Here is a 25,383-nt window from a genome sequence, read left to right as displayed (position 1 = left end):
ACCTGCCCTTTAATGATGCCTTTGTCGGGGGATCCCCAAGCGATCCCCCGAGGCAGTTGTTGAGTATCAGCTTGTGCGGCTGACCCGTCTCTTACGCGAAGTGGAAGTCGTGGCTGTTCAGCTTGTCGAGTTGCGTGTTCTTCAGCGTGAGGGTGTCGCTCCCCGTCGCGATGACGACGTCGTGGCCTGATTGGGCCGCGTGGGAGAGAACGCTCGCAAAGCTGTCGAACACGCTCTTGCTGAACTCGATCGTGTCGTGAGCAGGTCCACGGGCAGCGAAGTCCTTGATGACGTCCTGGCCGAAGTTCGACGCAAACGAGAACGTATCCGCACCCGCTTTGCCCACCATGACATCGTTGCCGGTGGTGCCGGTCAGCGTGTTGCTGCGGCCCGACCCGATGATCGCCTCGCCCGAGCTGGTTCCGACCACGTGGCCTGTGGTGTCGACCTGCTCCGCGGTAAAGGCGTGGGACTTGCCCGACAGGTCGGAGGTCTGAAAGCTCCACTTGCCGTCGGCACCTGTCGTGGCCGAACCGACCGAGGTCGTGCCGTCATACAGCTTGATCTCGCTGTTGGGATCGGCCGTGCCCTTGATCGTCGCGGTGTGATCCAAGTGCGAGCGCACATTGGTAACTTCGACGGTTGAGGCATCCTTGGTGCCGCCATGCGAGCCAATCGGCGGATCGATCGGCTGCGACAAGGCGCTGGTGTTGCCGGCCGCGTCGGTGGCGGTCGCGGTGAAGGTGTGGAACCCGTGCTTGAGATTCGGGGTCGTCACACTCCAGTCGCCGTCACTTGCAACGGTCGTCGAGCCGAGCAGGGTCGTGCCCTCATAGAGCTTGATCGAGCTCCCAGCCTCCGCCGTACCGGATACCGTTGCCCGGTTATGCGTGGTCGGATCGCTCAACAGGACGGGAGCATCGGGGGCAGCGCTATCCACCGTGACATCCAACGCAGTCGATGCCTTGCTGGTGACGCCAGAGACCGTGTCGGTCGCGGTGAAGCTGTGCTTGCCGTCAGGCAGTGCGACGGTCGTGTAGTGCCACGCTCCGTTCGCATCCGCCGTGGCGGTGCCGAGCTGGGTCGTGCCGTCGAGCACTTTGACCGTGCTGTTGGCAGCTGCAGTCCCGCCCAGGGTCACCGTTTTGTCGCTCGTGATGTGATCACCGGCGGTGCCGGTATCGCTGGAGAACGAGGCGATCTTCGGCGCAGCGGGCGGTGTCGGGGTCGATGTGCCCGTACCCGACGTCCCTGTACCGGATGTGCCCGTGCCGGAGGTGCCCGTGCCGGAGGTGCCCGTACCGGACGAACTCGAACCGGACGTGCCCGAACCGGCGGAGCCCGTCGTCGTTCCAGAGCCAATGACCGGATCTACAGCCGTCGACGCAGCGCTGACGTTGCCGGCAGCGTCGGTCGCCTTTGCCGTCAGGACGTGCGAACCGCCCGACAGCGCAGACGTCGTGACGCTCCACGCACCGCTCGAGTTGGTTGTCGCAGTCCCGACCTGATTCGTTCCGTCGAACACCTTGATCGCGCTGTTCGCTTCAGCGGCCCCCGACAGAACGACCTGATTAGCCGAGTTGACGGTGTCGCTCGCGATCGTCGGCGCAGCTGGCGCCTTGGTGTCGACGGTGACAGCCACCGCAGCCGACGCCACGCTGGTCTGGCCCGACGAGTTGGTCGCGGTCGCCGTCAACGTGTGCTTCGCGTCGGTCAAGACCTTGGTGATGTAGTCCCAGGTTCCGGTCGAAGTCGCAGTCGCCGCACCGATCTGTGTCGAGCCGTCATAGACCTTCACGGTGCTGCCAGCCGCGGCGGTACCGTGCAAGGTGATCTGGCTTGCGTTGGTGTTTCCATCTCCCGCCACACCGGTGTCGGGCGACCACGACGCGATGACGGGTGCGCCCGGGGCCGGGGCCGGAGCCGGGGTCGGCGAGGTCGTGGTACCGCTATTTGCCGACGTATTGAGCGCCGATGCCAGCGCCGCGCCGTCGGTGTAGTTGCCCGAGAACACCGAGTTATTCCCCCGGATCAACGCGTCACCGTATTGCGCGCCACCCATGTGATTGTTGGTGAACGACACCCCGGTAATCGACGCAGTGCCCAGGTTGGAGTCAGCGTATACGGTGTAGGCGCCACCGGTGAGCAGGTTATTGGTGACAGTGACATTCGAGACCGGCCCGAAGTCGTTGTCGATCATGACCGCCGAGGTCCACCCCCACTGATTAATGATCGAGTTGCCGCTGATCTGAATGTTGGAAAGGCCTCCGTCGATCTGGATGCCGTCATAGTGAGGCGATCCGCCTGCATGGAGATCGTGGATGTAGTTGCCCTGGATAACGGAGTTGCTCCCCGGAACGATGCCATTCTCCACGTTGAAGATGTTGTTCCCGATGAACGTGCCGCTTCCCATGATGCCCTGATTGCCAGTGCCATCCGGTGCACGGCCGGTGCCATCGATGGTGCAATTCTGGACGACTGCGCCCTTAACTCCGGAATCAATGGTCACTCCAGCCCAACCGCCGGATGTGATCTTGCAATTCTCAAGAGTCACATTGTCCGCCCGGATGTAGACGCTGCCGGTGATGTTGAGTCCGGAAACCACCGCTCCCGCCTGCGTGATGATCACATCTCCCGAAGGAGTGAGGGTTACCCCCGCCGGCACCCCGGTGTTCGTCGCGTCAGGCCATGCGTTCGTTGTCGTTGCCAAAACAGTCTCTCCGTCTTCTCTGCATTATCCCCGTTAATTGACACCAGCGCTTATTGCGAGTTTGCAGCCTCGATTTAATCGAGATCGAGATACGTCAGGTGCCGTGCTTGCGCGGCGTTAATGGTCGTCTGCAGACGGCCTTTTTTTGACAACACCACGGCTCCGCTAAGGTTATTTCGCCGCAAGCGCCGCCAGATTCCTTATTTCGGAAATACAGCGCGGAAATCTACGTTACGGAAATTAAAAGCGATTTCGTTCTAGCGGCGATCAGACGACGGCAAAACATGCGCGCGCCACACTTCACAGAAAAATTCTTTCACGCTCGTCGGTCGCAACGGTCGTAGCGGCTTCAAGGCCGACTCCGCCCAACGTCGGCGCACATTAAATAAACCAATGGATGTATAAACAAGCAATGAATGCGCATTATTAAATGCGACGCGCGGAATGTCTCTGCAGCAATCTGCGGCGCGACAGTCGGCTCGAATTTGCCGTGCTGCTCCGTTAGCCGAGATGCGCGCCTACCGGCGGCGCAAGACACGATGCAGGATGACGTGGTGAATGGGCTTCGGTGACAAAGCGGGGCAGCCTGATTTCGCCGGGCAACGTCAAAGCAGCTTCGTCTAAGTCTTCCGGCACAAAAAGACTTTCTCACCGCGGATGAGCCCATATTGCGCGACTCGCGGCTCGACCGCCGTATATTCGTCGACGACGAAGCCCGTTCGCTCGAGCCGACGCCGGAAATCACGACCGAAGAAGCGGACGTGGTCATGCTGGTTGAAATACAGTATCCGATCTTCTTCTGTTTTTTGCCTCGATCGATCCTCGAACGTTTCCTGCCACCCCTCAATAAGCGGGATCATGGCGATCAGCGTCCCACCTTTGCGCAAGATCCGAAAGAGCTCGGGCATGGCCAGGCGATCGTTCACGTGCTCTAGGATATGGCAGCATATGATCAAATCGAACCTGTCATTTTCGAGGTCTATGTTTTCGATATTGATGTCGAGATCAGCGCCTTTGCCTCCGAACTCGCAGGTGACGTAACTGCGCGGCGTTCTCGCCTTGATATAGTCCGTGAGCCCCTTTTCTGGCGCGAAGTGAAGGATATCCTTCCCCGTAAACAGGCTCTGCTCGGCGTCGCAAAGCGCCAACAAGCGGTGCCGCTCGTGCGATAGGCAATTCGGACAGAGCGAATCGAAGTTGATCCCCAACGCCAGCGGATTTGCGTACGCGAAGAAGCGGCCTCGATATCCACATACTGAACAGGTTCTCTCAAATCGCCCGAACAGGAAACGGATCGTCCGAAGCCCGCTGCGCAATGACCAGACATAAGGTCGCAAACGACCCTTGATGCCCCCAATCGACGATGATGCCACGTCAAAATTGCTCATCTTGCGCTCCCAACATCTGCCATTCCCTGAGCGAAGCACGCACACCGATGCAAACGCCCCAAAACGTCCACATGTAATTCCAGAAATGGACCGTCAAACCCGTGAACAGGAAGACCATGCAGGCGATCGTAAATCCCGTCTGAATCTCGGTTGGACGACGCCCGGGCACAGGCAATACCGCCGAGAGATTCAAAGCGATCAGCAGGATGGTGACCGGTACACCGTAATGAAGGCTCGTGACGAGCCACACGCTGTCGACGGTACGGTCGAGTAGATAATAGCCAAACGTCACGAATCCGGCTCCCGTGAGCGGCGACTGCCAGACCTGCGCCGAGACGGCGTCCCAGATCATGAGGCGATAGAAGCCGGTTTGAGGCTCCAGGGTTGCGTGTGACAGCAGCCAGCTGAGAGGGTTGTTTGTCATAACGGTGATGGCCACCAGGAACGCGCCCGCCCCGGTCCAAAGGAGATGCCATCGCCAAGGGAAGCGACACAGCAACCGGTCGTAGGCGTAGCTCGACATGACCAGGACTATCCCCATGACGGCGGCCGAAGATAGCGACAGCAATCCGCCGAAAAAGCACAGACACGCCCACGACAGCCGCTTGATGGCGCTTGTCGCCGAGAACAGCACGATGGCAGCAGCCAGCGAACAGAACACGCCATAGAGAATAGGATGATCGAATGTCGATATTGCGCGTCGCAGACCTGCTCGTACTCCATCTGCGCCCGACGTGCCGTCGTCCACGAACGCTTCAGGCTGCGGCATGATTGCCGCCATGAACTCGCGGACGATCCAATGCCCTGTCAACACGTCCGCCAACGCAACGCATATCGCAATCGCCGTGAATGCCTTGATCAGACGAATGAACTGCTGGACCACCGACGGCTGCAGAATGAAGGCTCGCGCGATAAAATATGCCCCGACAAAGTCGAGCGCCTCTGCAACAGCGGAAAACGCCGATTGAGGTCCGGCGGCATAACCAGCCGCCGCCACCATGGCGAGCGCAAGCGTCCCCGCGAGCCCGTCCGACAACAAGAGCCGCCGGCCCGACTGCAATAGCCGCGCAACCGCCGGCAACAGCAGGATCATGAGGCTTATCCTGGTCGGCGTCAGCTTTGCCCCGGCGATCAGCACCTGGACGCCCGACGGCAACACGATGCCCATCAGAAGCAGCGGGACGACCAGACTGGACCGTTGGGGAATGGTCGATTGGAATCCGGACGCCGCCGGGCGAATACGCGGCTGCCCCGCGAGGAGAGCACCGCCAGGATAGCTCATGAGGCGATCTCCCCGGAGCGGCCGGACCGGGCCATTGGATCCGACAAGCGTTTCAGTTGGTGCGAAGCACGCCGGCGCTTCATCTGATGGCCTCCTGCGTCGCGACGCTGCCGAAGTTCAGATTGCGGACCAGTCGCCAGCCGTCAGTCGCGTTCCGAAGATAGATGGGCTGGTTTTTCCGAAACAGGGTGGGCCCATACTGTCCGGAACCGATGTGGTTGCCGGTGATCGACACGCCCGAGATCGGATTATCGTTGAACTTCGCGTCCGAATAGATCGTGTAACTGCCGCCAGCGAGAAGATTGCCTTCGATGACGATGTTGGAGACCGGGCCAAACTCGTTGTCGATCATGATGGCGCCGGCCGCGCCGTGAGAATTGATGATCGTGTTGTGCCGGATGACCGTGTCCGAGATGCCGCCATCGATCTGGACGCCATCGTAGTGAGGCGCCCCACCGGCGTTGAGATCGTGAATAAAGTTGTCTTCGATCAGATTGCCCTTGCCGGTCAGCACGATACCGTTTTCGACGTTGGAGATGTTGTTGCGCTGGAACGTGCCCTGTCCCATGATGCCCTGGTTGCCATTTCCATCGGGGCCGGCACCCTGGCCGTCGATCGTGCAATCCCTGACGACGACACCCGTCCGATGCGGATCAATCCTGATAACCGCCCAGACGCTACCCGAGATGCGGGACATCTCGATAGTTACGTTGTCGGCGTTGACGACGACGCCGCCCTGAATGTCCAATCCCGAAATCGTCGTGCCGGCCACGGCAATCGCAAGCGGTCCGGATGGCTTCAGCGCGAGATCACGAGGCGGCCCCGTGTTGCTTGCGTCGGGCCATTGGGAGGCGAACGCCGGCTTGGACGGGCTGTTCGGTTCCGCTGCCACAGCCGCCGGAATTTGGAGCGCTGCGGCCGCAGCCGCGACACGGACGGCGTCGAGCACAATTCCGCCCCAGCGGTGCTTGCGGCCAAGCGCAAGGCTGCCGGCTCTTCGCCATCTCCGCGCGCGTTCCGCGACGCCATCTGATCTCATCGCTCTTCTCGCTGGAAACAGCCCGACGCCTCAGCCGGCCCGATCCTCTGCGCCTCGTAACCGCCGACCCACTCTCGCCGGCGCTTCCAGACGGCTTCCCAGTACGCCGCATTCTTTTGCCATTCGACGTTCCGCGCCAGGGCGGCTGCCATGCCGTAACCGCACCAGCGTGTGAGCGGCACGATCAGGTGCAGCACCTGCCCGATCGTTCGCGCCGGCCAGCCAAAATGCCGGTTGATCAAGGTGACCCTTCCCTTGAACACCTTCACCCTCTTGTCGACGGGCACGACGTCCGATGCCCCGCCATAGTGGACGATGGTGGCCTCAGGCGTGACCGCGGGCCGCGCACCGAGCGATCGTGCGCGATGGCAAAGGTCGGCCTCCTCCCCGTACATGAAGAACGTCGGGTCGAACCCGCCGAGCCTCTCCCACAGCAGCTGGTCGATCAGCAGAAAACAACCCGTAACGATGTCGACGTGCCGCGCGGTATCTCGGTCCCATCCGCCATAGGCCTCGGAATTGAAAATCGGATTGCGACGACCGAAATAGGTGAGCCCCAGGGCGAAACACGACAAATTCCACAAACTGATTTTTCGGAAGCACGAGGTGCGATTGAGGCTGCCGTCCGGAAAGACGGTGCGTCCGCCCCAGACGTGAAAGGACGGATTTGCGTCGGCGAATTCCAGGAGACGATCGATCGCGCAATCGAGTATGATGGTGTCTGGATTGAGCAGGAGCAATCGGCGGCCGTGCGCCCGTTTTGCGGCCAGATTGTTGGCGGCCGCAAAGCCGATATTGTTGTCTAGCGCAATCAGACGGACGTTGGGGAATTGACGGGCAATTTCGGCAGCTGACTGGTCGGAGGAGTTGTTGTCGACGACGATGACCTCATATCTCGTCCCGATTGTCTCCGCGGCGATCGATGCCAGACAGTCGAGCGTCATCTCGCGAGTATTGTAGCTCACGACAATGATGGAGAGATCCAGCTGCCGATCCGGGTCCGGACGTTTGTCATCATGGTAGGCGTTCCTCATACCAGCTCTGCTCCTTTCGACGAAACTGCCGCCCCGCTCGTGGCGCTATCACCCTCGAACCTCAGCTCCGGTGTTGGTGTCGTGTCATTCCGCTGCGCCGGCCTCGATTGTCCCTGTCAGATTTTTGCTCGGCTCATGACAGCGCGCGGCAGCCTCACTCTGGACGCCTCGCCCGCTGCCTAGGCGCGGAATGTGCAACGACACCCAACGCGAAACCCACGCCTTTTGCTTGAGCGCCGGCGCTTCGACAAATCGCCAGGAGGCATATGCAAGAACGAGAGTTACCGATCCCGCCAGCAAGGCCAGCGGCCAACCGGTCGTGAGATCGAACAGCGTCAGGAACGCCAGGATGACCGGCGAATGGATCAGGTATACGCCATAGGACAGATCGTGCTTGAGCGGCACTCGACTGGCGACCTCGGAGAGCCCGAGGTAAACCACGACGTAGGGTACACACAGCGGCAGCGCTACCGCCCCCACCCCGCCCGCAAGACCGATCAGCGCGCCCCCTACGGCGACGGTGGCCCCGATTCCGGAGAACGGGATACTTTCACGGTAGAGGTAGAGGGTCGTGCCCGCGATGAAGTAGACGAAGAGACCGATGAAATCCAAAAGCCGCTGCGGACAGGCCGCATGCAGCGATGGCAAGAGCGCCAGCCCAACATAGGCGAGGTAGACCAGTGCGAAACTGATGATCGTCAGCGTACGTCGGCGGAGAAAGCCCGCCACGCTCATCGCCGCCAGCACCGCATAGGACCAGACTTCGATATTGAGCGTCCATAGCGGTCCATTGACCTGTACTTCGTGTCCGTGCCGCACCACGCCCGGCAGGTAGTGCGACATCAGCGTGACGGCGTTCTTCAGATACAGGTAGAGCTGGGCGCTGCCGAAATAGTCGGCTAGCGAATATGTCGTCAGGGCCGGACCCAACACAAACATCGACGCGATGACCACGACGAACAGTGCGGGCAGGATACGCAACGCTCTATTTACGCCGAACCGGACGAGATCGCCGGACCGAGCCAAGCCGGGTGCCAGCAGGAAACCGCTGACGCAGAAGAAAATAACGACTGCAAACAGGCCGAACTGGATGAACCCGCCGCTGAACCGATAGAGGATGTCGTTGACTCCCCACCAGGCATGGTGAGCGACCACCATGAGTGCGGCCACAAGCCGGATCTGATCAAAACCGGGGCCTCTGGCCGAAAGGACGGAAAGCCGATCGCCGATCGTCGTCGCCCCGGTTGAAATCATCGATTTCTCACGCAAATGATCTTTCTGACAGCTCACGATTATATAATATTAAATTCTAAAGGCAATTAAATACGGCGCCCATATTAACAGGAACGGACCTCGACGGCCGGGCCATCTGATTCATATGAGGCCAATTCGGCTATCCTGTCATCGCGTGGTTTTCCTCCGGAGACGGTCACGATAATCGAGGCCGAAAGCCCGAGCGAAAGAAGCCTCGGCGCGCGCTCGCTCAACCGGGAGGTCATGCCAAACAGTCCGTCGCCATGGTCCGCCGGAACCCCGAACATCGCTTCGATTCGCAGGCCTGACTCGACGCACCAACTCGCCAGCTTGCGCGCCGAAGCGAAATGAACGCCCGCAGCCTCGTAGCCGCTGGAGCGCCTGGACTGGAGACTCGCCCTGAGATACGACCGAACACCCCTGGGGGACATCGTGTTGGGCATCTGGATCACTGCTATCGACCGCTCGTGCATGAACGATCGCAGCCTTAGAAGCAGCTTTCGCGGATCCGGAGCGAGGTGCAACAGGTTGAGACATAGAACGCAGTCGTAGGTGTCGCGATTGGGGCCGATACTGTCCAGATCGGCGTAGATCATCTCGATCCCGTCCCCGGCGGGGCCGGCTGCAATCACCGGATCGAGCGGAATCGCCGTGACGTGCAGACCTCGCGCCTGCAGCCGCTTCTCGGTCTTGCCGGAACCACAACCGATCGAAAGCACGCTGCGCGCCGATGCCGGCACGAGCGCGATCGTTGCCTCGGATTCAGGTTCGTAATAGTCCTTGGAAAAACCCGCGCGGCGAAGACGCGTCTCCGTTGGAAGCAACGAGTAGGGCGAGCAGCGGCCAGCCGCGATTTGCAGCAGAATCGCCTTTTGCCTGCCGAGTTCTTCTTCCCCGATCCCCATCCGGCCGACGTACCGGTTGGTGAGGTGATGCACGGTGAAGTCCTCCAGGTGCGAGATTGGCACCAGCTTCCTCAAACCACATTGGGTGTATGGATCCGTCGCGGCCGTACAGGCCAGATCATACTTGCCCTGGTGCGGAGCCACATCGAAGCGGCCCGAATGCAGGGCCTTGGCTAGCTGCTCCCGGGTAAGGACGAAACAGGCGGCGTGCTCGTTGGTGAAATGCGCCAGAATATAGTCGCCGCGCCGCCTGACCGATGAGGGATCCCAGTGAAAGTGCGCGTGAATATCAGGATAGTTGCGCTCGCCGTCTTCGCCGAATTCGACCCGCAGAAACCCAGCAACTTCGTCAGGAGATAGAAACGACGTTACCTCCAGCCAGGCGCGGATGTTCCTCTCGGTGATCAGAATGTCGTCTTCCGAGTAGATGAACAGATCGTATTGGTCACGACGTTGCGCGAACAGATTCTTGTGCGCGAACGGCAGGGACCACGGGTTCCTGGCGGGCAGGCCAACAATACATTCCACCCCGGTTGTCGCGCGCTTGTCGATATTCGACAACACGACGATATCAATAACGAGGGACATCGCCCCGTATTCCCGTATGACCCGCTCGAGATACCGGTCATTCGAGGTTCCATGGCTTGCAATCGCGACCAGTACGCGAGGCAGGCGACGGCGGTCTTGGTGCGTCACATGCCGGGCAGCATGCTCGTTCATCGCATCGGGATCCCAGAGAGGGTCATTATGCGGACCTCGCGTTTAAATACGCCATAGAGTATATATCCAGATATGGATTAGTCGATATTTATTATTATTTAAATTTGGATTATATCGCGATATGGTTCCGAGCAGATGTCGGGTTGTTCTCGGCATTTGGCGCGACACCCGGAGAATCCCATCGCATGAAGGTGCTGGTCTATCCCCATTCCATGGAACTGGGAGGGTCGCAGCTCAACGCAGTCCAGCTCGCCGAGGCGGTTCGAGACCTCGGTCATGAGGTCATCGTGGCGGCAGAGACTGGCCCTCTTCTGGACAGAGTAAGGGAAACCGGCCTCAGGCACATTGAAATTCCCCGGCATCGGGCCCGGCCCTCGCCTCGCGTCAGCCAGATGCTCCGAAGCATCGTTGACGAAGGAGCGATTGACGTGGTGCACGGTCATGAATGGCCCCCCATTGTCGAAGCTTTTCTGAGCGTTGGGCTATCGACCAGGGCTGCCGTGGTGGGAACGGTCATGTCGATGTCGGTCCCCAGGTTCCTGCCGCGCCGCGTTCCTCTGACCGTTGGCACGGAGATGATCCGTCGCGCCGCGATCGCTGCAGGACATCAGGATGTTACCTTGCTCGAGCCGCCAGTCGATACGAAGTCCGACCATCCCCTCGTCGACGGCGCGAACTTTCGCGCGGCGCAGAATATTGGTCCGGACGAGGTCGTCATTGCGATGGTCTGTCGGCTTGTGCCGAACCTTAAACTGGAGGGTCTGCTATCCGCGTGCGATGCCGTCGGCGGAATAGCGCTCGACGGTCCGCCAGTGCGGCTGCTGATCATTGGTGATGGACCGGCGCGACCGAGTGTCGAAGCGCGGGCGGCCAGGACCAACTCGCTCGTCGGCCGGAACGCCGTCATATTGGTAGGCGAGATGTCCGATCCGCGCCCTGGCTATGCTGCCGCGGACGTCATCATTGGCCAGGGCGGTTCGGCGCTGCGCGGGATGGCCTTTGGCAAGCCGCTAGTAGTGATAGGCGAGGACGGGTTCAGTGAGCTGTTGACGCCCGAGAGCGCGCCGACCTTCTTGCAACAGGGCTGGTATGGTTTGGGCAAGGGCTCGCGTGGCGCGGGTGCCGGTGCACTTCGGTCGGCTCTCGAGGCCATTCTCGCCTCTGCGCGCCTCCGTCAGGAGCTTGGCGGATTCGGCCGGCGACTGGTGGAGCATCGCTTCAGCCTCGCGCACGCGGCGAAAACGATAGAGCAAACCTATCTGCATGCCCTGCGCAGCAAGCCCTCAGCCAGCCAGCGATTGGCAGATGCCGGACGATGCGCGGCCAGCCTTGCCAACTATAAGGTGCAGAGGAAATACCAGCGCTGGATGGGTTTGGCTTCCGCCGAAGACGACAACGATCGGGCGCGAATCTCCGCGGTGCTGTCCGCAAAGGCGAACGCCCCTCGATCAGACAGAGTCGCGCCAGATCCGGCTCAAAAGATATCCCGACAAACCGATTCTTGACTCGCCACGGATCGGCACAAGCGGCTCAGCGGGCCAGTTCACGCTTCACCGCATCCACGATACGGTCCTGGTCCGCGCCGTCCAGCTGCGCATAGAGTGGAAGCAGGATCGCGTGATCCTGAGCGAGCTCGGATTGTCGCAGATCGTGTCGCGCCACCGTGCCGGCATAGGGCGGCTCGCGATGCGAGCACATGATGCCCCTGCGCGTAGCGATGCCATGGTCGAGCAGCGATTGCATCGTGACCCGCTGATCCAATCGATCGGGCAAGCGCACGCAGTAGCTCTGCCAGTTCGATCGTGCCCACGCCGGCTCGAACGGCAACCGCAACCCCTCAATATTACCGAGCAGCTCAGCATAACGGGATGCCAACGCGCGCCGCCGCGCAATCAGGTGCGGGAGCCGCTCGAGCTGTTTGCGCCCGATCGCGGCCTGCATATCCGTCATTCGATAATTGTAGCCGACGAGGACGTACTCCTCGAAAATGACACGCTGCGACCCGTGACGCACGATGTCAGGAACGCTCATCCCGTGTTGCCGTAACAGCCTGAACTTTCGGTCGAGCTCGGCATCGGAGGTGGTGAGCATTCCCCCCTCACCTGTCGTGATTACCTTTCGCGGATGAAAGGAAAAGCAAGCAATGTCTCCATGCGGCTTGCCGATCGCCTCCCATTGCCCATTCATGCAGATCTGCGATCCCGCGGCACAGGCCGCGTCCTCGATCACGGCGATCCCGTGGCGACGCGCCACAGCCATGAGCGCGGCCATGTCGCACGGCATGCCCATCTGATGGACCGCGATGATCGCGCGCGTGCGCTCGGTGATGGCTTCGGCCAGCCGGGCGCAATCCAAATTGTATGTCTCGGGCTCGATATCGACGAAAATCGGAGTGGCGCCCTGATATCGGATCACGTTCGCCGTTGCGATGAAGGAATGGCTGACCGTGATCACCTCGTCGCCCCTGCCAATACCCAGCGCGGCCAAGGCGAGCTGCAGGGCGGTCGTGCAATTCGCGACCGCGCAGGCATGCGGGGCGCCGACAAGCGCGGCGAACTCGTCCTCGAACGCAGCCACCTGTGGACCTTGCGATACCCAGCCCGACAGCACCACGGCGCGCGCAGCGTCGGCTTCTTCATCCGCAAGCAGCGGAGCTGCGATCGGGATCACGATGTCGCCACCTGCCGCTGACGATCCGAAGCGAGTTCGCGTTCTGATCGCCACCACTTCACGAGGTCGGCTAGCCCCTGCTCGAGCGAAACCGTGGTGCGGAACCCCAGCAGACGCTCGGCCTTGCCTGTCGATGCCAGCCGTCGAGGCACCGGATTGACCGAGCGTTCAGGTGCAAATTCAGGTGTCAGGCCGCGCCGTCCCATCACCGACGCAAGCGCCGTAGCCAGTTGCGTCAGGCTGGTCTCAGTACCGCTTCCGACGTTGAAAACTTCATCAGTGACCTTTGCCCTGGCCGCAAGGATGTTGGCGCGCGCGATGTCGCGGACGTGAACGAAATCCATGGTTTGACGGCCGTCACCAAAGATTACGGGAGGCAATCCAGCCTCCAGCCGCTCCATCCAGCGGATCAAGACTTCGGTGTACCGTCCGTGTATGTCCATCCGGCTGCCGTAGACGTTGAAATAACGGAATGCCACGTAATCGAGGCCGCATACGTCGTTGAAGGCCCGCAGAAGCCCTTCGTTGAAGGCCTTGGCGGCTCCATAGAGGGTCCGGTTGTTGTACGGATTCTGCCGCTCGGTTGTCGGAAACTCCTCGGCCATGCCATATACGGACGCCGAGGACGCCGCGATGATCTTCTCGATATCGTGCTTGATGCACAGCTCCAGGAGGTCGTAGGTGGCGTCCACCATGACCTCCTTGGCCAGGCGTGGCTCCGCCGCGCAATGAGTGATGCGAAGTGCGGCCTGGTGAAACACGATGTCGGCAGCCTTCACCAAGGCTTCCATGAGCTTGCGATCGCGTATGTCGCCGTGAACCAGTCTCACCGGTCCACGACCAAGCGCGCGCCGGAGATTTTCCGGCCGGCCTCTGACCATGTTGTCGAGGGCAACGATCTCGATGCAACCCTCATCGCAGAGCAGATCGACGATGTGGGAGCCGATGAATCCTGCCCCACCAGTGACCAGAACGCGCTTACCCTTGAGCTCAATCAAGACGCCCTCCTGTTGCAGGACCTTGTTGTGAAGCTTTGTGATTGCCGCGATTGGTTGCTGACGGCTTCGCTGGGTCGCAATGCTCCGGCGCTCCTCAACGTGGAGACAGCTTCGGCCGCCCGGTCCGGCAGCAGCTCCGGATAAATGGGAAGGGAGAGAAAGTCGTTCGCAAGCATCTCGGTTACCGGCAGATCACCGGCCTGATAACCGAGTTCAGCATAGGCCTTCTGCAGGTGTACCGGAATGGGATAGTGAATCCCTGCACCGATGCCGGCGTCCCGCAATAATGTGAGCGCGTCGTCGCGCCGCTGCAATCTGATCGAATAGACATGATACACGTGGCGGGAGTGCGAGGGCGGCCGCGGTCGCGCGAATGGGAGCTCAGAAAGCAGTTCGTTGTATCGTTCTGCGAGCGCTCGGCGGGCCTCGGTCCAGCGCTCGATGTAGTCCAACTTGACATTCAGTATCGCGCTCTGGATCTCGTCCATGCGATAATTGTATCCGGGAATGACGTGGTCGTATTTCGCCTCCTGCCCCCAGTCCCGCAGCAGCGACACGCGGCGCGCGAATTCAGGCCGATCGGTCACGACGGCTCCGCCCTCGCCGAATGCTCCCAGATTCTTGCCCGGGTAAAAGCTGAAGCACCCCAGATCCCCGATCGAGCCTGCGCGGCATCCCCGGTATTCTGCGCCGTGCGCCTGCGCAGCGTCCTCAATGACGACCAGACCGTGACGTCGCGCAATCGACATGATGGGATCCATGTCGGCCATCAATCCATGGAGGTGAACCGGCAGGATGGCTCTGGTTCGAGGTGTTATCGCAGCCTCGATCAGGCCAGGATCCATCGTCCACGTGACCGGGTCAACGTCGACAAAAACAGGTTTGGCCCCGCTGTAGAGAATGGCGGCGGTTGTCGCCACGAAGGTCATGGACACCGTGATGACTTCATCACCGGGTCCGATGCCCGCTGCCAATAGCGCAAGGTGAAGCGCAGAGGTCCCACTATTCACTGCCAGGCAATGAGCAGTCCGGCAATATTCCGCAAATCGTTCCTCGAAGGCTGCGACCTCCGGCCCTTGCACAAAATGCCCGCTGCTGACGACTCTTGCCACCGCGGCGTCGATTTCCGGCTTGATTTGGCAGTATTGGGCTTTCAGATCCAGGAAAGGTATCAAGATTCAAAACCTTGGATTGGACTGACGACAATTAAACAATTAACTCGCATTATAATATTAATTCAAGCATAATTTTCAGAATATAAACAAATATTAAATAAATCTGGCCTACGAGACCTCGCTGATGAAGGCACGATCGACGGCTGCCTCGCTTCCGGCTGCGGACATGGTCCGAGCGGGTACGCCCGCCACGGTGGCACCCGGGGCAACGTCCTTTGTCACGACCGAGCCCGCGCCAACGGACGCACCCGCGCCGATCGTGACACCGCATAGAATTGTGGCGTTGGAACCGATGGAAGCCCCCTTGCCGACGTGAGTGCGCTGCAATGTCCAGTCCGAAGCTTGTTGAGGACGACCATCCGCCGTTGCCGCCTTCGGATGTTTGTCGTTCGTGAACATCACGCCATGACCGATAAATACTTCGTCCTCGATCGTGACGCCTTCGCAGATGAAACTGTGCGATGAAATTTTGCACCGCGCGCCTATCCTCGCTCCCGCCTGGATTTCGACGAAGGTTCCGATCCTGCTCTCGTCGCCGACGGTGCAGCCGTACAGATTGACCAGTTCCGGGTGAAGGATACGGACATCGCGACCAAGTTCTACGTCTCGTGTGATAGGCATATTCCGCACTCCGAATGATGTCGCAGAAACGCTATGACGCCGTCCGCGAAGGCCACAGCCCCGGCGCCATTCTCGCCAAGCCGGCTGCGGCGTAGTGAAACTGCTGCAAGAGCGGGTGTCCGGTGACCATCAGTCCCAGCCACCAACAGAGCCCAGCAACGAAGGAGGCCGACGCCAAACCTGCAACTGAGGTAAGATCTCCGGCCTCCGTGAGCGCCGTACAAATAGATACACCGGCAATCACAAGAGCCGTTACAGCTCCGCTTCTCCATAAGGTGCGTACGAATTCGGCGGGCCGAAGGCCGAGTTGTCGCCCCAGAAAATAAAATGCAACCGCTGCTTGAAATGGCAATGTGACAAGAGCGGATGCCGCAACGGCGTGCACGCCCAGAAACGATGCGCCGAAGATGACCAGAAGTGATGGTGGCAGCGAAATCAACGACGAGATCAGCGCATCCTGCACCCTTCCGCCTGCAACAAAGACCGGATAGGTCAGGCAGGCCGCGAAAAGCGCTAGGTTGCCGATACAGAGCAGTTGCACGAGCGGGACGACCTCCAGCCACGTCGGACCGAGCCAGAGCAGAATGATTGGCCGGGCCATGATGGCCATAAAGATCAAGAACGGCCACTGCACGGCCGAGAGAGACTGAATGGCCTCGAGATAAACAGCCTTGAGATCGCCGCCTGCTTTGCTTCGCCCAACAATTGCCGGCATGACGACCGGACTGATGACCTGCGTGACCAGCTTGTCGAATATCTGCGTCGAGGCGGTTGCACGGCTGTAGAGACCGACGGCGGTGAAGTCGAGCACTCTGGCCAGGAACAGCTGCGGCGCCAGGCCGTAAAACACATTCACGACGCTCACCGCGCCCGAGTAGAGGCCGAAACCGACGATCTCCCGGCAATCGACCAAGGATGGCCGCATCGCTTTAAAATCTCTCCGCCATATCAGCAGCATCACGGCCAGCACCGCGTTGCCGGCCACCCCTCCCCAGAGCGGGGCCATGTAGCTGAAGTGCGCCATTGCGAGAGCGACCGAAACGATAGCGATCGTTGTACCCGCTGCGAGGTTACAGATTGCGAGCACGCCAAACTGCATCTCACGACGGAACAATGCGGCTATGGTTCCAGAGAACGGCAGCAAGACAAGATTTAGTGCGGAAATCTCGATTCCTCGGCCCAGGCCGTCCAGCCCGAAGAGACGCGCGATCGGCTGCGCAAACACGAACAGCAGGAAAGCCGTGGCCGCCGAGATCGTGAGGGTAATCGTGAACGTGGTCTGCACGCTCGCGCGCGACAGTTCTCGCTTCTGGATCAGATAGCTTGCGCCTGCAAATTCCTGAAAGCAGGCCGCAATGATGGACGTGACGGCGTTCACGACAGCATAGATGCCAAACTCCTCGGGAGACAACAAACGGGCAAGCACGGCGGTTGCGACGAAGACCAGCAGCAGGCCGACGTAACGATCGAGCGCTGAGAACAGAATGGAGCGCTGTACCGGCCTCATTGTATCGTCTGCCATGTCGGTCAGGCTAGCTGGGCCGCCGCGCGCGTCATGCTATCGCTCTGGCGCGTTGCCGGGTTCCGTAAGGCTCCTGCAGCAATACCGGCGCACCCTGTTTTGCGATCGAGCACGATGCCGCTTCCAAAACCTCGATCACGCGGAGTCCGGAGGTGCCGCTGGAAATCGGCTGGGCACCGGTGCGTACGCAATCGACAAAATGCTCGACCTCCGTCTGTAGCGCCTCTGTGGGCGAGATATGCGGAGCCCACATGTCGCCGGCGCGATATCCGATCCGAAGTTGATGTGCATCTTCAGGAGGCGCGTCAAGCGTAATTCCCTTGTCATAGACCTTTATCTTTTCGGTCGGCTCGAGATCGTCGTAGACAATCATCTTCTTGCTGCCACCGATGAAAGTCTGACGCACCTTGACGGGCGACAGCCAATTGACGCTGACGTGGGCCACGCATGTGTTGGCAAAGAACAGCGTGATATGCGCCATATTCTCCGGCGAACCGGTGACATGGCACGAGCCGGTTGCAGAGACGGCGATCGGCGCCTCATCGAGGATATGGTGAATGATCGAGATATCGTGCACCGCCAAGTCCCAGATCACATTTACGTCCTTTTGAAACAACCCGAGACTGGCGCGCGTGCTGTCGTAATAGTAGATGTCTCCGAGTTCGCGGCTCAGCAGAAGCTCCCGAATCTTCTGGACCGCCGGCGTGTAGAGGAAGGTGTGATCGACCATGAGCGTCAGGCCACGACGATCTGCTTCGTCGATCAAACGGGTCACGAGCTCGGCGCTCGGCGCAAGCGGCTTCTCGACCAACACATGCTTTCCGGCCTTCAGCGCCGCAATTGCCAGCTCATAGTGGGTATGCACCGGCGTCGCGATAGCGATTGCATCGATGCTGGCGTCCTTGAGCAGATCTTCGTAGCGAGTGGTGGTTTCCACTGTCGGGTAAAGCTGCTTGATCGCGCCAAGCCTGCCCGGGTGCAGGTCGCTCACGCTGACGACGCGGGTGGCAGGGTTGATCGAGAAATTGCGAACGAGATTGGGCCCCCAATAGCCGTACCCCACGACGCCGATTCCCAGTTGACTATCTCGCATGCTAACCTCGATTCATTCAGAGGATACGCCTCTAGCCATCCTCTCGCTGACGGTCACATCACGTTGGGCGTCAAGTCCGCGCCGGCATATCCTGCCATATGCCTCGTGTATCTATGACGTCGAGATGCCGACGCTCCGACAGGGGCACCATCTTGAATTCGTCATGATCGACCAGGAGGACCGCGATCTCGCAGCTGCGCAGAGCCTCATCGATGTTCACGAAAGCGACACGGTGGTCGGCCAACTGAGGCGGCAGACGGCGAAGGTTCGGCTCGACGACCTTGACTCGCTCTCCGTACTTTGCCGCGAGATGCGTGGCTATCTCCATGGCGGGACTTTCACGCAAATCGTCGACATTGGCCTTGAAGGTCAATCCACAACAAGCAACGTTTGCATAGGGATGCTCGTCGATCAGCGCCTCTGTACGTTCGATGATGTTCTGAGTTTTGGCATTGTTGACTTCCCGGCTTGTCCGCATCACCCGAGCGAGGTCTGGTGCGGAGTCGATGATGAACCAGGGATCGACCGCAATGCAGTGCCCGCCGACTCCCGGTCCCGGCCGCAATACGTTTACGCGAGGATGGCGGTTGGCGATGTCGATCACCTCCCAGACATTGATGTCGAACCTCTCGCAAATCAGCGAGAGTTCGTTCGCGAATGCTATGTTGGTATCGCGGAAGGCGTTTTCCGTCAGCTTGACCAACTCGGCTGCGCGCGCCGTGGTCCCGACGCAGGCTCCGCGAACAAACATCTTGTAGAAGCGTTGAGCACGCCGCGTGCAGGTTGGCGTAATTCCCCCGATGCACCTGTCGTTGTTGATAAGCTCGGTCAGGATCCGTCCCGGCAACACGCGTTCTGGACAGTAGGCGACGTAAATCGCTCCGTCTTCCTTGCCGTTGACGCCTATGTGCAGATCTGTCCTGCGCTCGACGATCCGCTTTGCTATCGCCTCGGTAGTCCCGATCGGCGACGTCGACTCGAGGATGACGAGATTGCCGGGCGCAAGGATGTCGACGATTTGATCGACTGCCGCATTGACGCTTGAAAGGTCTGGACGGTTTTCGCGATCGATCGGCGTCGGCACTGCTATGATGAAGACGTCGGCAGGCTGCGGCTTGGTCGAGGTCGTCAGGGCACCGCTCGACACGACCTTGGACACGAGACCATCGAGATCTGGCTCTGCAATGTGAATTTTTCCGGATGCGACCGTATCGACGATACGCTCATTGGTGTCGATACCGGTCACCTGCAGTCCCCGGCTCGCTATCAGCGCTGCGGTCGGGAGCCCGATATAGCCAAGTCCAACGACATTGATCTTCTGAAATTCAGGCATCAAGAAGCACCTTCACGATACGCTCGCTCGCGTGCCCGTCACCAAACGGATTATGCGAACGGGCCATGGCGGCATAAGTCTCGTCATCGTCGAGTAGGCGAAATGTCTCGGCAACGATCTTGTCGTAGTTCGCACCGACCAGGCGCGCCGTCCCAGCCTCCACCCCCTCGGGACGCTCGGTCGTATCGCGCATCACCAGGACTGGTTTGCCGAAGGTGGGGGCCTCCTCCTGGACGCCACCTGAATCCGTCAGGACCAGATGGGACAAGGAGAGAAGGCTCACGAAGTCCGTGTATTCCTGAGGTGCGATGAGGACGACCCTCGGGTGATCCGACAACCGGGACGCAAACAAGTCGCGGACATTCGGATTCGGATGCACGGGGAGCACCACAGCAACATCTTCCCTGCGCAGGATCGTTTCCAACGCGTTCACGATGTTGACGACACCGCCGCCGAAATTCTCCCGGCGGTGGCAAGTCACCAGAATGATGCGTCGATTGCCGTGGCGCTTCTTAATGCCGTCCCAGCGGCTCGAGAGCCCCGGATCGGATTCGACCATGGCTTTCACGAGGATGAGCGCGTCCACCACCGTGTTGCCGGTGACGTGGATTCTGTCGTCCGAGACGTTTTCAGAGCGTAGCGCGCGTGCCGCGCGCTCTGTCGGCGCAAAATGTTGATCTGCGATCGAGCCGACGATCTTGCGGTTCACCTCCTCCGGCCACGGAGCGAAGATGTCGCCGCTGCGCAGTCCCGCCTCGATGTGCGAAACGGGTATCCGGTGGTAATAGGACGCCAGCGCACCGGCCATGGCAGTCGCCGTGTCGCCCTGGACGATAACCCTGGTGGGCTTCACCTTGTCGAGGAGCTGACCGATTTCTCCGAGCAACCGGGCGGTCAGATGATCCAGCGTCTGATTGGCCGTCATGACGTTCAGATCAAAATCCGGAACTACCTTGGCGAGCTTGAGCACCTGATCGAGCAGCTGCCGATGCTGTGCTGTCGCACAGATCGTTAACGAAATGTCCTTGCGATTCTCGGCCTTGAGTCGGTTGATGACCGGAAAGAGCTTGATTGCTTCCGGCCGGGTTCCCAAAAGGATGAAAAAATGCTTGCGCACGTCTCACCCTCCGATCCGACTCGGGCCCGGCGGCACGGCGCCCGGCGTGCCAAATGTATGCTCTATTGCTTGCTTGACGAGCGCTTGCACCAGGATGCCCGCAAACAATGTGTTCGTCGTGGCGTATCGCCACCACATCCGCCCGGGCTCTTGATAGATGCGGTAGAGCCATTCGAGGCCCAGCTTCTGAATCCGTACCGGCGCGCGCCGAACGGTGCCTGCGAGGATATCGAACGCACCGCCCACGCCCATGATAAAGGGTACGCCGAGCTCGTCACGATGGGCAGCGAGAAAGCGTTCCTTCCGTGGTGTCGGCATGCCAATGAAGAGACAGTCGGCCGCGCTGGACTGGATGTCCCGAACGACGTCAATCTCCTGCTCCGGCTTGAAGTAACCGTCGTGCCAGCCCGCGAAGACGAGTGAGGGACATCTCTCTCGCGCGCGTTGCATGGCCTGGTGCAGGACGGCGGGCGTGGCTCCCAGGAAATATGGTTTGCAGCCCTCCCGCGCACATACCACGAGCAACTCGGTCAGGAGATCGACACCGGCGACTCGCGAAGCGGCCGGAAGCCCCAGGGCCCGGGCCCCCCAGAGAATCCCCATGCCGTCGATGCTGACGATGTCGCTGTTGGCGACATCGGCCGCCAGCACAGGATCGGACCGCATATTGACGAATTTGGCGACGTTCAACGCCACATGTTGCAGCCGCCGGCGGCTGCGCATGGCGCCGCGCGCAATCTCGACGGTCTCCGCCATCGTCAGCAGATCGATAGGGCACGCCAGGAACGATGCACGCATTTGAATCGACCTCCAAAAATGCAATTTTGTTTATGTTGCATTTAAGATTATTATATCGATAATATTGGACTAATATTTAATTGCAAGGATTAAATGCGCGGCTTTCTGCCTGGAAATGAGCGCTACTGCGCCGGGCGCGCGTATGGCAGGCCAGGGCAATTAAATAGGGACATTTCAAATGATCTCAGTCATTATTCCCCACCTCAATCAGGCCGACGCCCTGGAAGCCTGTTTGCGAAGCCTGGATGCGCAGACCCTGTCCCGGGACTTGTTCGAGGTCATCGTGGTGGACAACGGCTCGGCGATGCCCCCGATGGACGTCATTGCCGGCCATTCCGGCGTAAGGCTGGAGCACGAGCCGCATCCCGGCCCGGGTCCGGCGCGAAACGCAGGCGCGGCCTGTGCGAGAGGCGACATTCTCGCTTTTGTGGATGCCGACTGCCGGGCTCATCCGGACTGGCTGACCGCGATCCATAAGGCGTTCCAGCAAGCCGGACCGGCGACGATCCTTGGCGGAGAGGTTCGCATCAGGCCTGCCGTCGAAGGGCGTTTCACCGCGATTGAGGCCTATGAAAGCGTTTTTGGCTTTCGCAATCGCTTGTACGTCACGAGGCACGGCTACTCCGTCACGGCAAATCTCGCGGTTCGCCGCGCCGACTTTGCGAGGATCGGACCTTTCCCGGGCATTCAGTTCGCGGAAGATATGCAATGGGGACAAATGGCTATCCACGCCGGCTGCGAATTTCGCTACGTTCCCGAGATGGTCGTGTTTCACCCTGCGCGGCGCTCTCTTCGAGAGCTCTATGCGAAGTGGGATCGCCAAATCACGCACTACCGCAACACGGCGCAGGCCGCGCGCGGTTGGCAGTTGCGCTGGTTTGCCACGGCCCTGCTCGTCCTCGCATCGCCGGCGGTTGGCGCCATCACCGTGCTGACGAGCGGACGCCTCCATGGGATGAGCGCGCGCCTCAAAGCGATTGCCGTTCTCTGCGCGGTTCGCAGCCATCGAACGACCAAGATGCTGGCCCTGCTTTGGAGAGAGGGCACGGTCGTCTGGAATCGCTAGCCGATCGCGCTGCCGTTGCCCTGCGGCTCGCCGCCAGGCGGGCAAGCTGACTGTTCGAACGCGACGTTGTGGCTGAGATCGCGCAAGTCGGTACGCCGGCCGAATGACCACAAAATCCAGCCGAGTTCGTAGCTGCGACACTCCAGTCGAACACCCACATCCGCGCTGTCGATCAGCTCCCCCCCGTTCTCGCGCCAGGCGTTCTTGACCGCACGCAATACGCGCGGCGCCTTGGTCGTCAATTCACCCTTGCGGATCTGCGAACGGATCGTCAGGTTCAGTTCAGGCACGAGCATGCTCCGGCCCAGCTGGTTGTGACCGAGTACCCAGTTGAATCCCCTGACCAGGGCATCCCGCGCTCCCCGTTGTCCAAAGCGCTCGGCCCATTCCAGCAGCGCCGGGGCCATTCCATACTGATGGACCGAATAGATTTCGTAGAAATCGAGGATGCGGCCGCTCATCGCATCGAAGAACCACGGCCATTCGCCTTGGGGCCCTTGAAGTGCAATCAGATTGCGCACGCAAGTATCGGCCATGACGAGCGCGGACGCATCGCCGGTGAATTCGCCGTACTGATAGCAGGCGATGGAGAGATATGTTTGCGTCGCAAACGACGCGAAACGGCGACGGAAACCGGACGGTGCGTCGAAGAACAATCCGGACTCGCCATGGAACCGTTCCTTCAGGAAGCGGTAGAGCGAGCCTGCGAAGCATAGCCACTCCTTCTCGCCTGCCCTCGCCTGCGCAATCACTCCCGTCAGCAGCATGCCCAGATCCTGCGCCCGAAAAGCCTGCCACTGCGACTGATCCGAGAGAACGGCTCTCACCTCGCGCTTGACCTGCATCGGAATCGGGAGGCGGAGCTCCGCGGCGGCCCACAACGCCATGCCGAACGCATATTTGCGTACGGGTAGCGCAGTAAGCCTCACGGCATTTCGGTAGAATATGTCCGGGAGGTCAATATCAGCCGGAAGTTCCGCGACCCGCGACATCCCAAGCAAGACGTTGAGAGTATAAAACACGTCACTATGGGGTAGCGACTCGTTCGGCGAAGCGCGCCCGTCGAGGTGATAAATATGCGACCAACGACGCTCTGCAGGCAGCCAGCAGCGTTCAAGCCCCTTGAGCGCATAGTTCACCAGGGGCGAGTTTGATGCAGGCACCTTGGTTGCAGCGGGCACTATGAGCTTCACACCAGAATTCGGACTGATCATCATTGCCAGCACCATTGTAAACTCGGTTCAGTACTCCCGGATGCTTTCATCCAGGCCGCGAAGCAGAGGATAGAGGAAATATGAAATCACCGTTCGCTGTCCGACCTTCATCTCGGCGGTAACAGCCATACCGGGGATCAACTGAACGCGTTCGGACGGCAGCCGAAGGTGCGTGTCCCGCAGATCGATCAGTACGCGGTAATAGGGAGCTGATGACCTGCGCACACCTTCGGCCTTCGCCTCTGGCGAGAACGAGTCCTGACTAATGACTCCGACCTCGCCAGTAGCGGTGCCGTACTTCTGAAATGGAAATGCCTCGAACTTCACTCGTACGGCCTGCCCGACCGCCACCTGTCCGATATCCCTCCCCTCCACGTTGACCTCCACCCGGAGCGCCTCGTCCCGAGGGACCAGCACAAACATCGTCTCGGCCTCGCGGATCACCGAACCTACCGTCCGATTGGCAATGTCGAGCACCACCGCATCCGCCGGTGCATTCAGCACGATCAGTTGTCGGCGGAGCTCCGCCTTTTTGAGCTCTTCGGCAGTGCCGTCGCGCTTTGGCAACGTCTCGACGAGTTCCTGATAGGCGGCGCGGCGAAACTCGGCCGCGAACACCTTCTGGTCTGCACGGGCCTTCTCCAGGCGATGCGTGTTGTCGATGATGCTGCCACGGACTCGCGCCAGGTTGCTTTCGACCTCCAGCCGCGCATCCCGTGATAGCAGGAAGTTCAATCTTGAACCGACCTCCTTGGCCATCAACGTATTTCGCATGGCTTCAATGGACTGCATCGTGTCCAGTCGCTGGGCGAGGACCAGCTCCTCGCTCTGAGCCGTTTTTAGATTGGCCTCGGCGGACGCAATCTGCGCGTCATAATTCTGGATTTGAAGGTCGAAGGCCGCCTTCCTCTGGAGGAATAGCCTTCTCTGCAACGCCTGGTCGGCGTTCGCCGTCCCATCGACGCCGTAGTCCGTGCCGTCCAACTCGGCTCGAAGCCGGCCGATGGAGGCGTCGAGACCCGCCAGGCGGCCGCGCAGTTGGGCAAGATCAGCTTGAGAGAATGTCGGATCGAGAACCGCAAGCACGTCACCGCGATTAACGGCTTCGCCGGCCCTGACCCGTATCTCCCGAATGACCGAGGTTTCCAGCGGCTGTACAACCAGGTTGGGATGCGTCGTGATCAACTTGCCCTGCGCAGTCACAATCATGTCAACGCGAGACACGCATGCGAATGTGACCGCCGCAGCGATCAGGGCGACGACACAATAGAGCGTGATTCGTCCCACACGCGGCGGCGTCAGCTGCTCGATCTCGGCTGCGTCTGACTGAAATTGCGCGACAATGCGAGAACCTGCGGGCGCGGACCTCAAGAGCCGGCGTCTCGTCAGTGAACGGGACGGAAGCCCGGATCTACCCGAGGCCGCCTCAGCTCTGGTCTTTTCA

General features: G+C 60.2%; 20 protein-coding genes. 2 read left to right on the top strand and 18 right to left on the bottom strand.

Going from position 1 to position 25,383, the window contains the following annotated elements:
- Window positions 1-91: 91 nt before the first annotated feature.
- The 7 genes from MOV75_RS00780 to MOV75_RS00750 all read right to left on the bottom strand — a co-directional run bounded on the left by MOV75_RS00780 (window position 92) and on the right by MOV75_RS00750 (window position 10,332).
- Window positions 92-2,605, bottom strand: a complete 2,514-nt coding sequence (locus MOV75_RS00780; protein ID WP_247004513.1) for an Ig-like domain-containing protein — start codon at window positions 2,603-2,605, stop codon at window positions 92-94.
- A gap of 725 nt (window positions 2,606-3,330) precedes the next feature.
- Window positions 3,331-4,098: a methyltransferase domain-containing protein gene (locus tag MOV75_RS00775; protein WP_246916365.1), complete on the bottom strand. Its 768-nt coding sequence runs from the start codon at window positions 4,096-4,098 to the stop codon at window positions 3,331-3,333.
- Complete coding sequence (locus MOV75_RS00770; RefSeq protein WP_246916367.1) at window positions 4,085-5,380, bottom strand: O-antigen ligase; 1,296 nt, start codon at window positions 5,378-5,380, stop codon at window positions 4,085-4,087. Before MOV75_RS00770 ends, MOV75_RS00775 begins: the two co-directional genes overlap by 14 nt.
- A gap of 79 nt (window positions 5,381-5,459) precedes the next feature.
- Window positions 5,460-6,419, bottom strand: a complete 960-nt coding sequence (locus tag MOV75_RS00765; protein WP_246916369.1) for a right-handed parallel beta-helix repeat-containing protein — start codon at window positions 6,417-6,419, stop codon at window positions 5,460-5,462.
- Window positions 6,416-7,453 carry a glycosyltransferase family 2 protein gene (locus MOV75_RS00760; RefSeq protein WP_246916371.1) on the bottom strand — a complete coding sequence of 346 codons (1,038 nt, stop codon included), beginning with the start codon at window positions 7,451-7,453 and terminating at the stop codon, window positions 6,416-6,418. The genes MOV75_RS00765 and MOV75_RS00760 overlap by 4 nt, the downstream gene beginning before the upstream one ends.
- Window positions 7,454-7,537: 84 nt before the next feature.
- Window positions 7,538-8,722: an acyltransferase gene (locus tag MOV75_RS00755; protein ID WP_246916374.1), complete on the bottom strand. Its 1,185-nt coding sequence runs from the start codon at window positions 8,720-8,722 to the stop codon at window positions 7,538-7,540.
- Window positions 8,723-8,790: 68 nt separating this feature from the next.
- A complete protein-coding gene (locus tag MOV75_RS00750; RefSeq protein ID WP_247004509.1) occupies window positions 8,791-10,332 on the bottom strand; it encodes a bifunctional 2-polyprenyl-6-hydroxyphenol methylase/3-demethylubiquinol 3-O-methyltransferase UbiG in 1,542 nt (513 codons plus the stop codon).
- A gap of 185 nt (window positions 10,333-10,517) precedes the next feature.
- Between MOV75_RS00750 and MOV75_RS00745 the strand changes: the two genes are divergently transcribed.
- Window positions 10,518-11,837 (top strand): glycosyltransferase family 4 protein, encoded by a 1,320-nt coding sequence (locus MOV75_RS00745; RefSeq protein WP_246916378.1) that lies wholly within the window; start codon window positions 10,518-10,520, stop codon window positions 11,835-11,837.
- Between the two features lie 25 nt (window positions 11,838-11,862).
- On the opposite strand, the gene MOV75_RS00740 is transcribed toward MOV75_RS00745, so the two are convergent.
- The 9 genes from MOV75_RS00740 to MOV75_RS00700 form a co-directional block, all read right to left on the bottom strand.
- The gene (locus MOV75_RS00740; protein WP_246916380.1) at window positions 11,863-13,002 is read right to left on the bottom strand and encodes a DegT/DnrJ/EryC1/StrS aminotransferase family protein; all 1,140 of its coding nucleotides are present in this window, start codon (window positions 13,000-13,002) and stop codon (window positions 11,863-11,865) included.
- Window positions 12,999-14,000 carry an NAD-dependent epimerase/dehydratase family protein gene (locus MOV75_RS00735; RefSeq protein WP_246916382.1) on the bottom strand — a complete coding sequence of 334 codons (1,002 nt, stop codon included), beginning with the start codon at window positions 13,998-14,000 and terminating at the stop codon, window positions 12,999-13,001. The genes MOV75_RS00740 and MOV75_RS00735 overlap by 4 nt, the downstream gene beginning before the upstream one ends.
- On the bottom strand, window positions 13,997-15,175 hold the full coding sequence (locus MOV75_RS00730) for a DegT/DnrJ/EryC1/StrS aminotransferase family protein (RefSeq protein ID WP_246916384.1): 1,179 nt from the start codon (window positions 15,173-15,175) through the stop codon (window positions 13,997-13,999). The genes MOV75_RS00735 and MOV75_RS00730 overlap by 4 nt, the downstream gene beginning before the upstream one ends.
- A gap of 108 nt (window positions 15,176-15,283) precedes the next feature.
- The gene (locus MOV75_RS00725) at window positions 15,284-15,796 is read right to left on the bottom strand and encodes an acyltransferase (protein WP_246916386.1); all 513 of its coding nucleotides are present in this window, start codon (window positions 15,794-15,796) and stop codon (window positions 15,284-15,286) included.
- A gap of 31 nt (window positions 15,797-15,827) precedes the next feature.
- Window positions 15,828-17,318 (bottom strand): oligosaccharide flippase family protein, encoded by a 1,491-nt coding sequence (locus tag MOV75_RS00720; protein WP_247004507.1) that lies wholly within the window; start codon window positions 17,316-17,318, stop codon window positions 15,828-15,830.
- A gap of 31 nt (window positions 17,319-17,349) precedes the next feature.
- A complete protein-coding gene (locus MOV75_RS00715; protein WP_246916390.1) occupies window positions 17,350-18,411 on the bottom strand; it encodes a Gfo/Idh/MocA family protein in 1,062 nt (353 codons plus the stop codon).
- A gap of 70 nt (window positions 18,412-18,481) precedes the next feature.
- Complete coding sequence (wecC, locus tag MOV75_RS00710; RefSeq protein WP_246916392.1) at window positions 18,482-19,744, bottom strand: UDP-N-acetyl-D-mannosamine dehydrogenase; 1,263 nt, start codon at window positions 19,742-19,744, stop codon at window positions 18,482-18,484.
- Window positions 19,737-20,861 (bottom strand): non-hydrolyzing UDP-N-acetylglucosamine 2-epimerase, encoded by a 1,125-nt coding sequence (gene wecB, locus MOV75_RS00705; RefSeq protein WP_246916394.1) that lies wholly within the window; start codon window positions 20,859-20,861, stop codon window positions 19,737-19,739. The genes wecC and wecB overlap by 8 nt, the downstream gene beginning before the upstream one ends.
- Before the next feature lie 3 nt (window positions 20,862-20,864).
- The gene (locus tag MOV75_RS00700) at window positions 20,865-21,659 is read right to left on the bottom strand and encodes a WecB/TagA/CpsF family glycosyltransferase (protein ID WP_246916396.1); all 795 of its coding nucleotides are present in this window, start codon (window positions 21,657-21,659) and stop codon (window positions 20,865-20,867) included.
- 178 nt (window positions 21,660-21,837) lie between these two features.
- On the opposite strand from MOV75_RS00700, the gene MOV75_RS00695 reads away from it, so the two are divergent.
- Window positions 21,838-22,725: a glycosyltransferase family 2 protein gene (locus MOV75_RS00695; protein ID WP_246916398.1), complete on the top strand. Its 888-nt coding sequence runs from the start codon at window positions 21,838-21,840 to the stop codon at window positions 22,723-22,725.
- On the opposite strand, the gene MOV75_RS00690 is transcribed toward MOV75_RS00695, so the two are convergent.
- Both MOV75_RS00690 and MOV75_RS00685 read right to left on the bottom strand, forming a co-directional pair.
- Complete coding sequence (locus MOV75_RS00690) at window positions 22,722-23,954, bottom strand: hypothetical protein (protein ID WP_247004505.1); 1,233 nt, start codon at window positions 23,952-23,954, stop codon at window positions 22,722-22,724. The genes MOV75_RS00695 and MOV75_RS00690 overlap by 4 nt on opposite strands.
- A 12-nt stretch (window positions 23,955-23,966) precedes the next feature.
- The gene (locus MOV75_RS00685; protein WP_247004502.1) at window positions 23,967-25,310 is read right to left on the bottom strand and encodes an HlyD family type I secretion periplasmic adaptor subunit; all 1,344 of its coding nucleotides are present in this window, start codon (window positions 25,308-25,310) and stop codon (window positions 23,967-23,969) included.
- Window positions 25,311-25,383 lie beyond the last annotated feature (73 nt).

The sequence above is a fragment of the Bradyrhizobium sp. PRIMUS42 genome, from assembly GCF_023006515.1.
Taxonomy (GTDB): Bacteria; Pseudomonadota; Alphaproteobacteria; order Rhizobiales; family Xanthobacteraceae; genus Bradyrhizobium.
The sequence above is the reverse complement of the archived record's forward strand: the minus strand, read 5'-3'. Positions and strand labels throughout refer to the sequence as shown.

Excerpts from the sequence above, each read along its gene's own strand:
- MOV75_RS00690 (WP_247004505.1), bottom strand. The coding sequence starts at position 23,954 with ATGGTGCTGGCAATGATGATCAGTCCGAATTCTGGTGTGAAGCTCATA.
- MOV75_RS00750 (WP_247004509.1), bottom strand. The coding sequence starts at position 10,332 with ATGAACGAGCATGCTGCCCGGCATGTGACGCACCAAGACCGCCGTCGC.
- MOV75_RS00695 (WP_246916398.1), top strand. The coding sequence starts at position 21,838 with ATGATCTCAGTCATTATTCCCCACCTCAATCAGGCCGACGCCCTGGAA.
- MOV75_RS00770 (WP_246916367.1), bottom strand. The coding sequence starts at position 5,380 with ATGAGCTATCCTGGCGGTGCTCTCCTCGCGGGGCAGCCGCGTATTCGC.
- MOV75_RS00765 (WP_246916369.1), bottom strand. The coding sequence starts at position 6,419 with ATGAGATCAGATGGCGTCGCGGAACGCGCGCGGAGATGGCGAAGAGCC.
- MOV75_RS00775 (WP_246916365.1), bottom strand. The coding sequence starts at position 4,098 with ATGAGCAATTTTGACGTGGCATCATCGTCGATTGGGGGCATCAAGGGT.
- MOV75_RS00745 (WP_246916378.1), top strand. The coding sequence starts at position 10,518 with ATGAAGGTGCTGGTCTATCCCCATTCCATGGAACTGGGAGGGTCGCAG.
- MOV75_RS00700 (WP_246916396.1), bottom strand. The coding sequence starts at position 21,659 with ATGCGTGCATCGTTCCTGGCGTGCCCTATCGATCTGCTGACGATGGCG.
- MOV75_RS00715 (WP_246916390.1), bottom strand. The coding sequence starts at position 18,411 with ATGCGAGATAGTCAACTGGGAATCGGCGTCGTGGGGTACGGCTATTGG.
- MOV75_RS00725 (WP_246916386.1), bottom strand. The coding sequence starts at position 15,796 with ATGCCTATCACACGAGACGTAGAACTTGGTCGCGATGTCCGTATCCTT.
- MOV75_RS00720 (WP_247004507.1), bottom strand. The coding sequence starts at position 17,318 with ATGGCAGACGATACAATGAGGCCGGTACAGCGCTCCATTCTGTTCTCA.
- wecC (WP_246916392.1), bottom strand. The coding sequence starts at position 19,744 with ATGCCTGAATTTCAGAAGATCAATGTCGTTGGACTTGGCTATATCGGG.
- MOV75_RS00760 (WP_246916371.1), bottom strand. The coding sequence starts at position 7,453 with ATGAGGAACGCCTACCATGATGACAAACGTCCGGACCCGGATCGGCAG.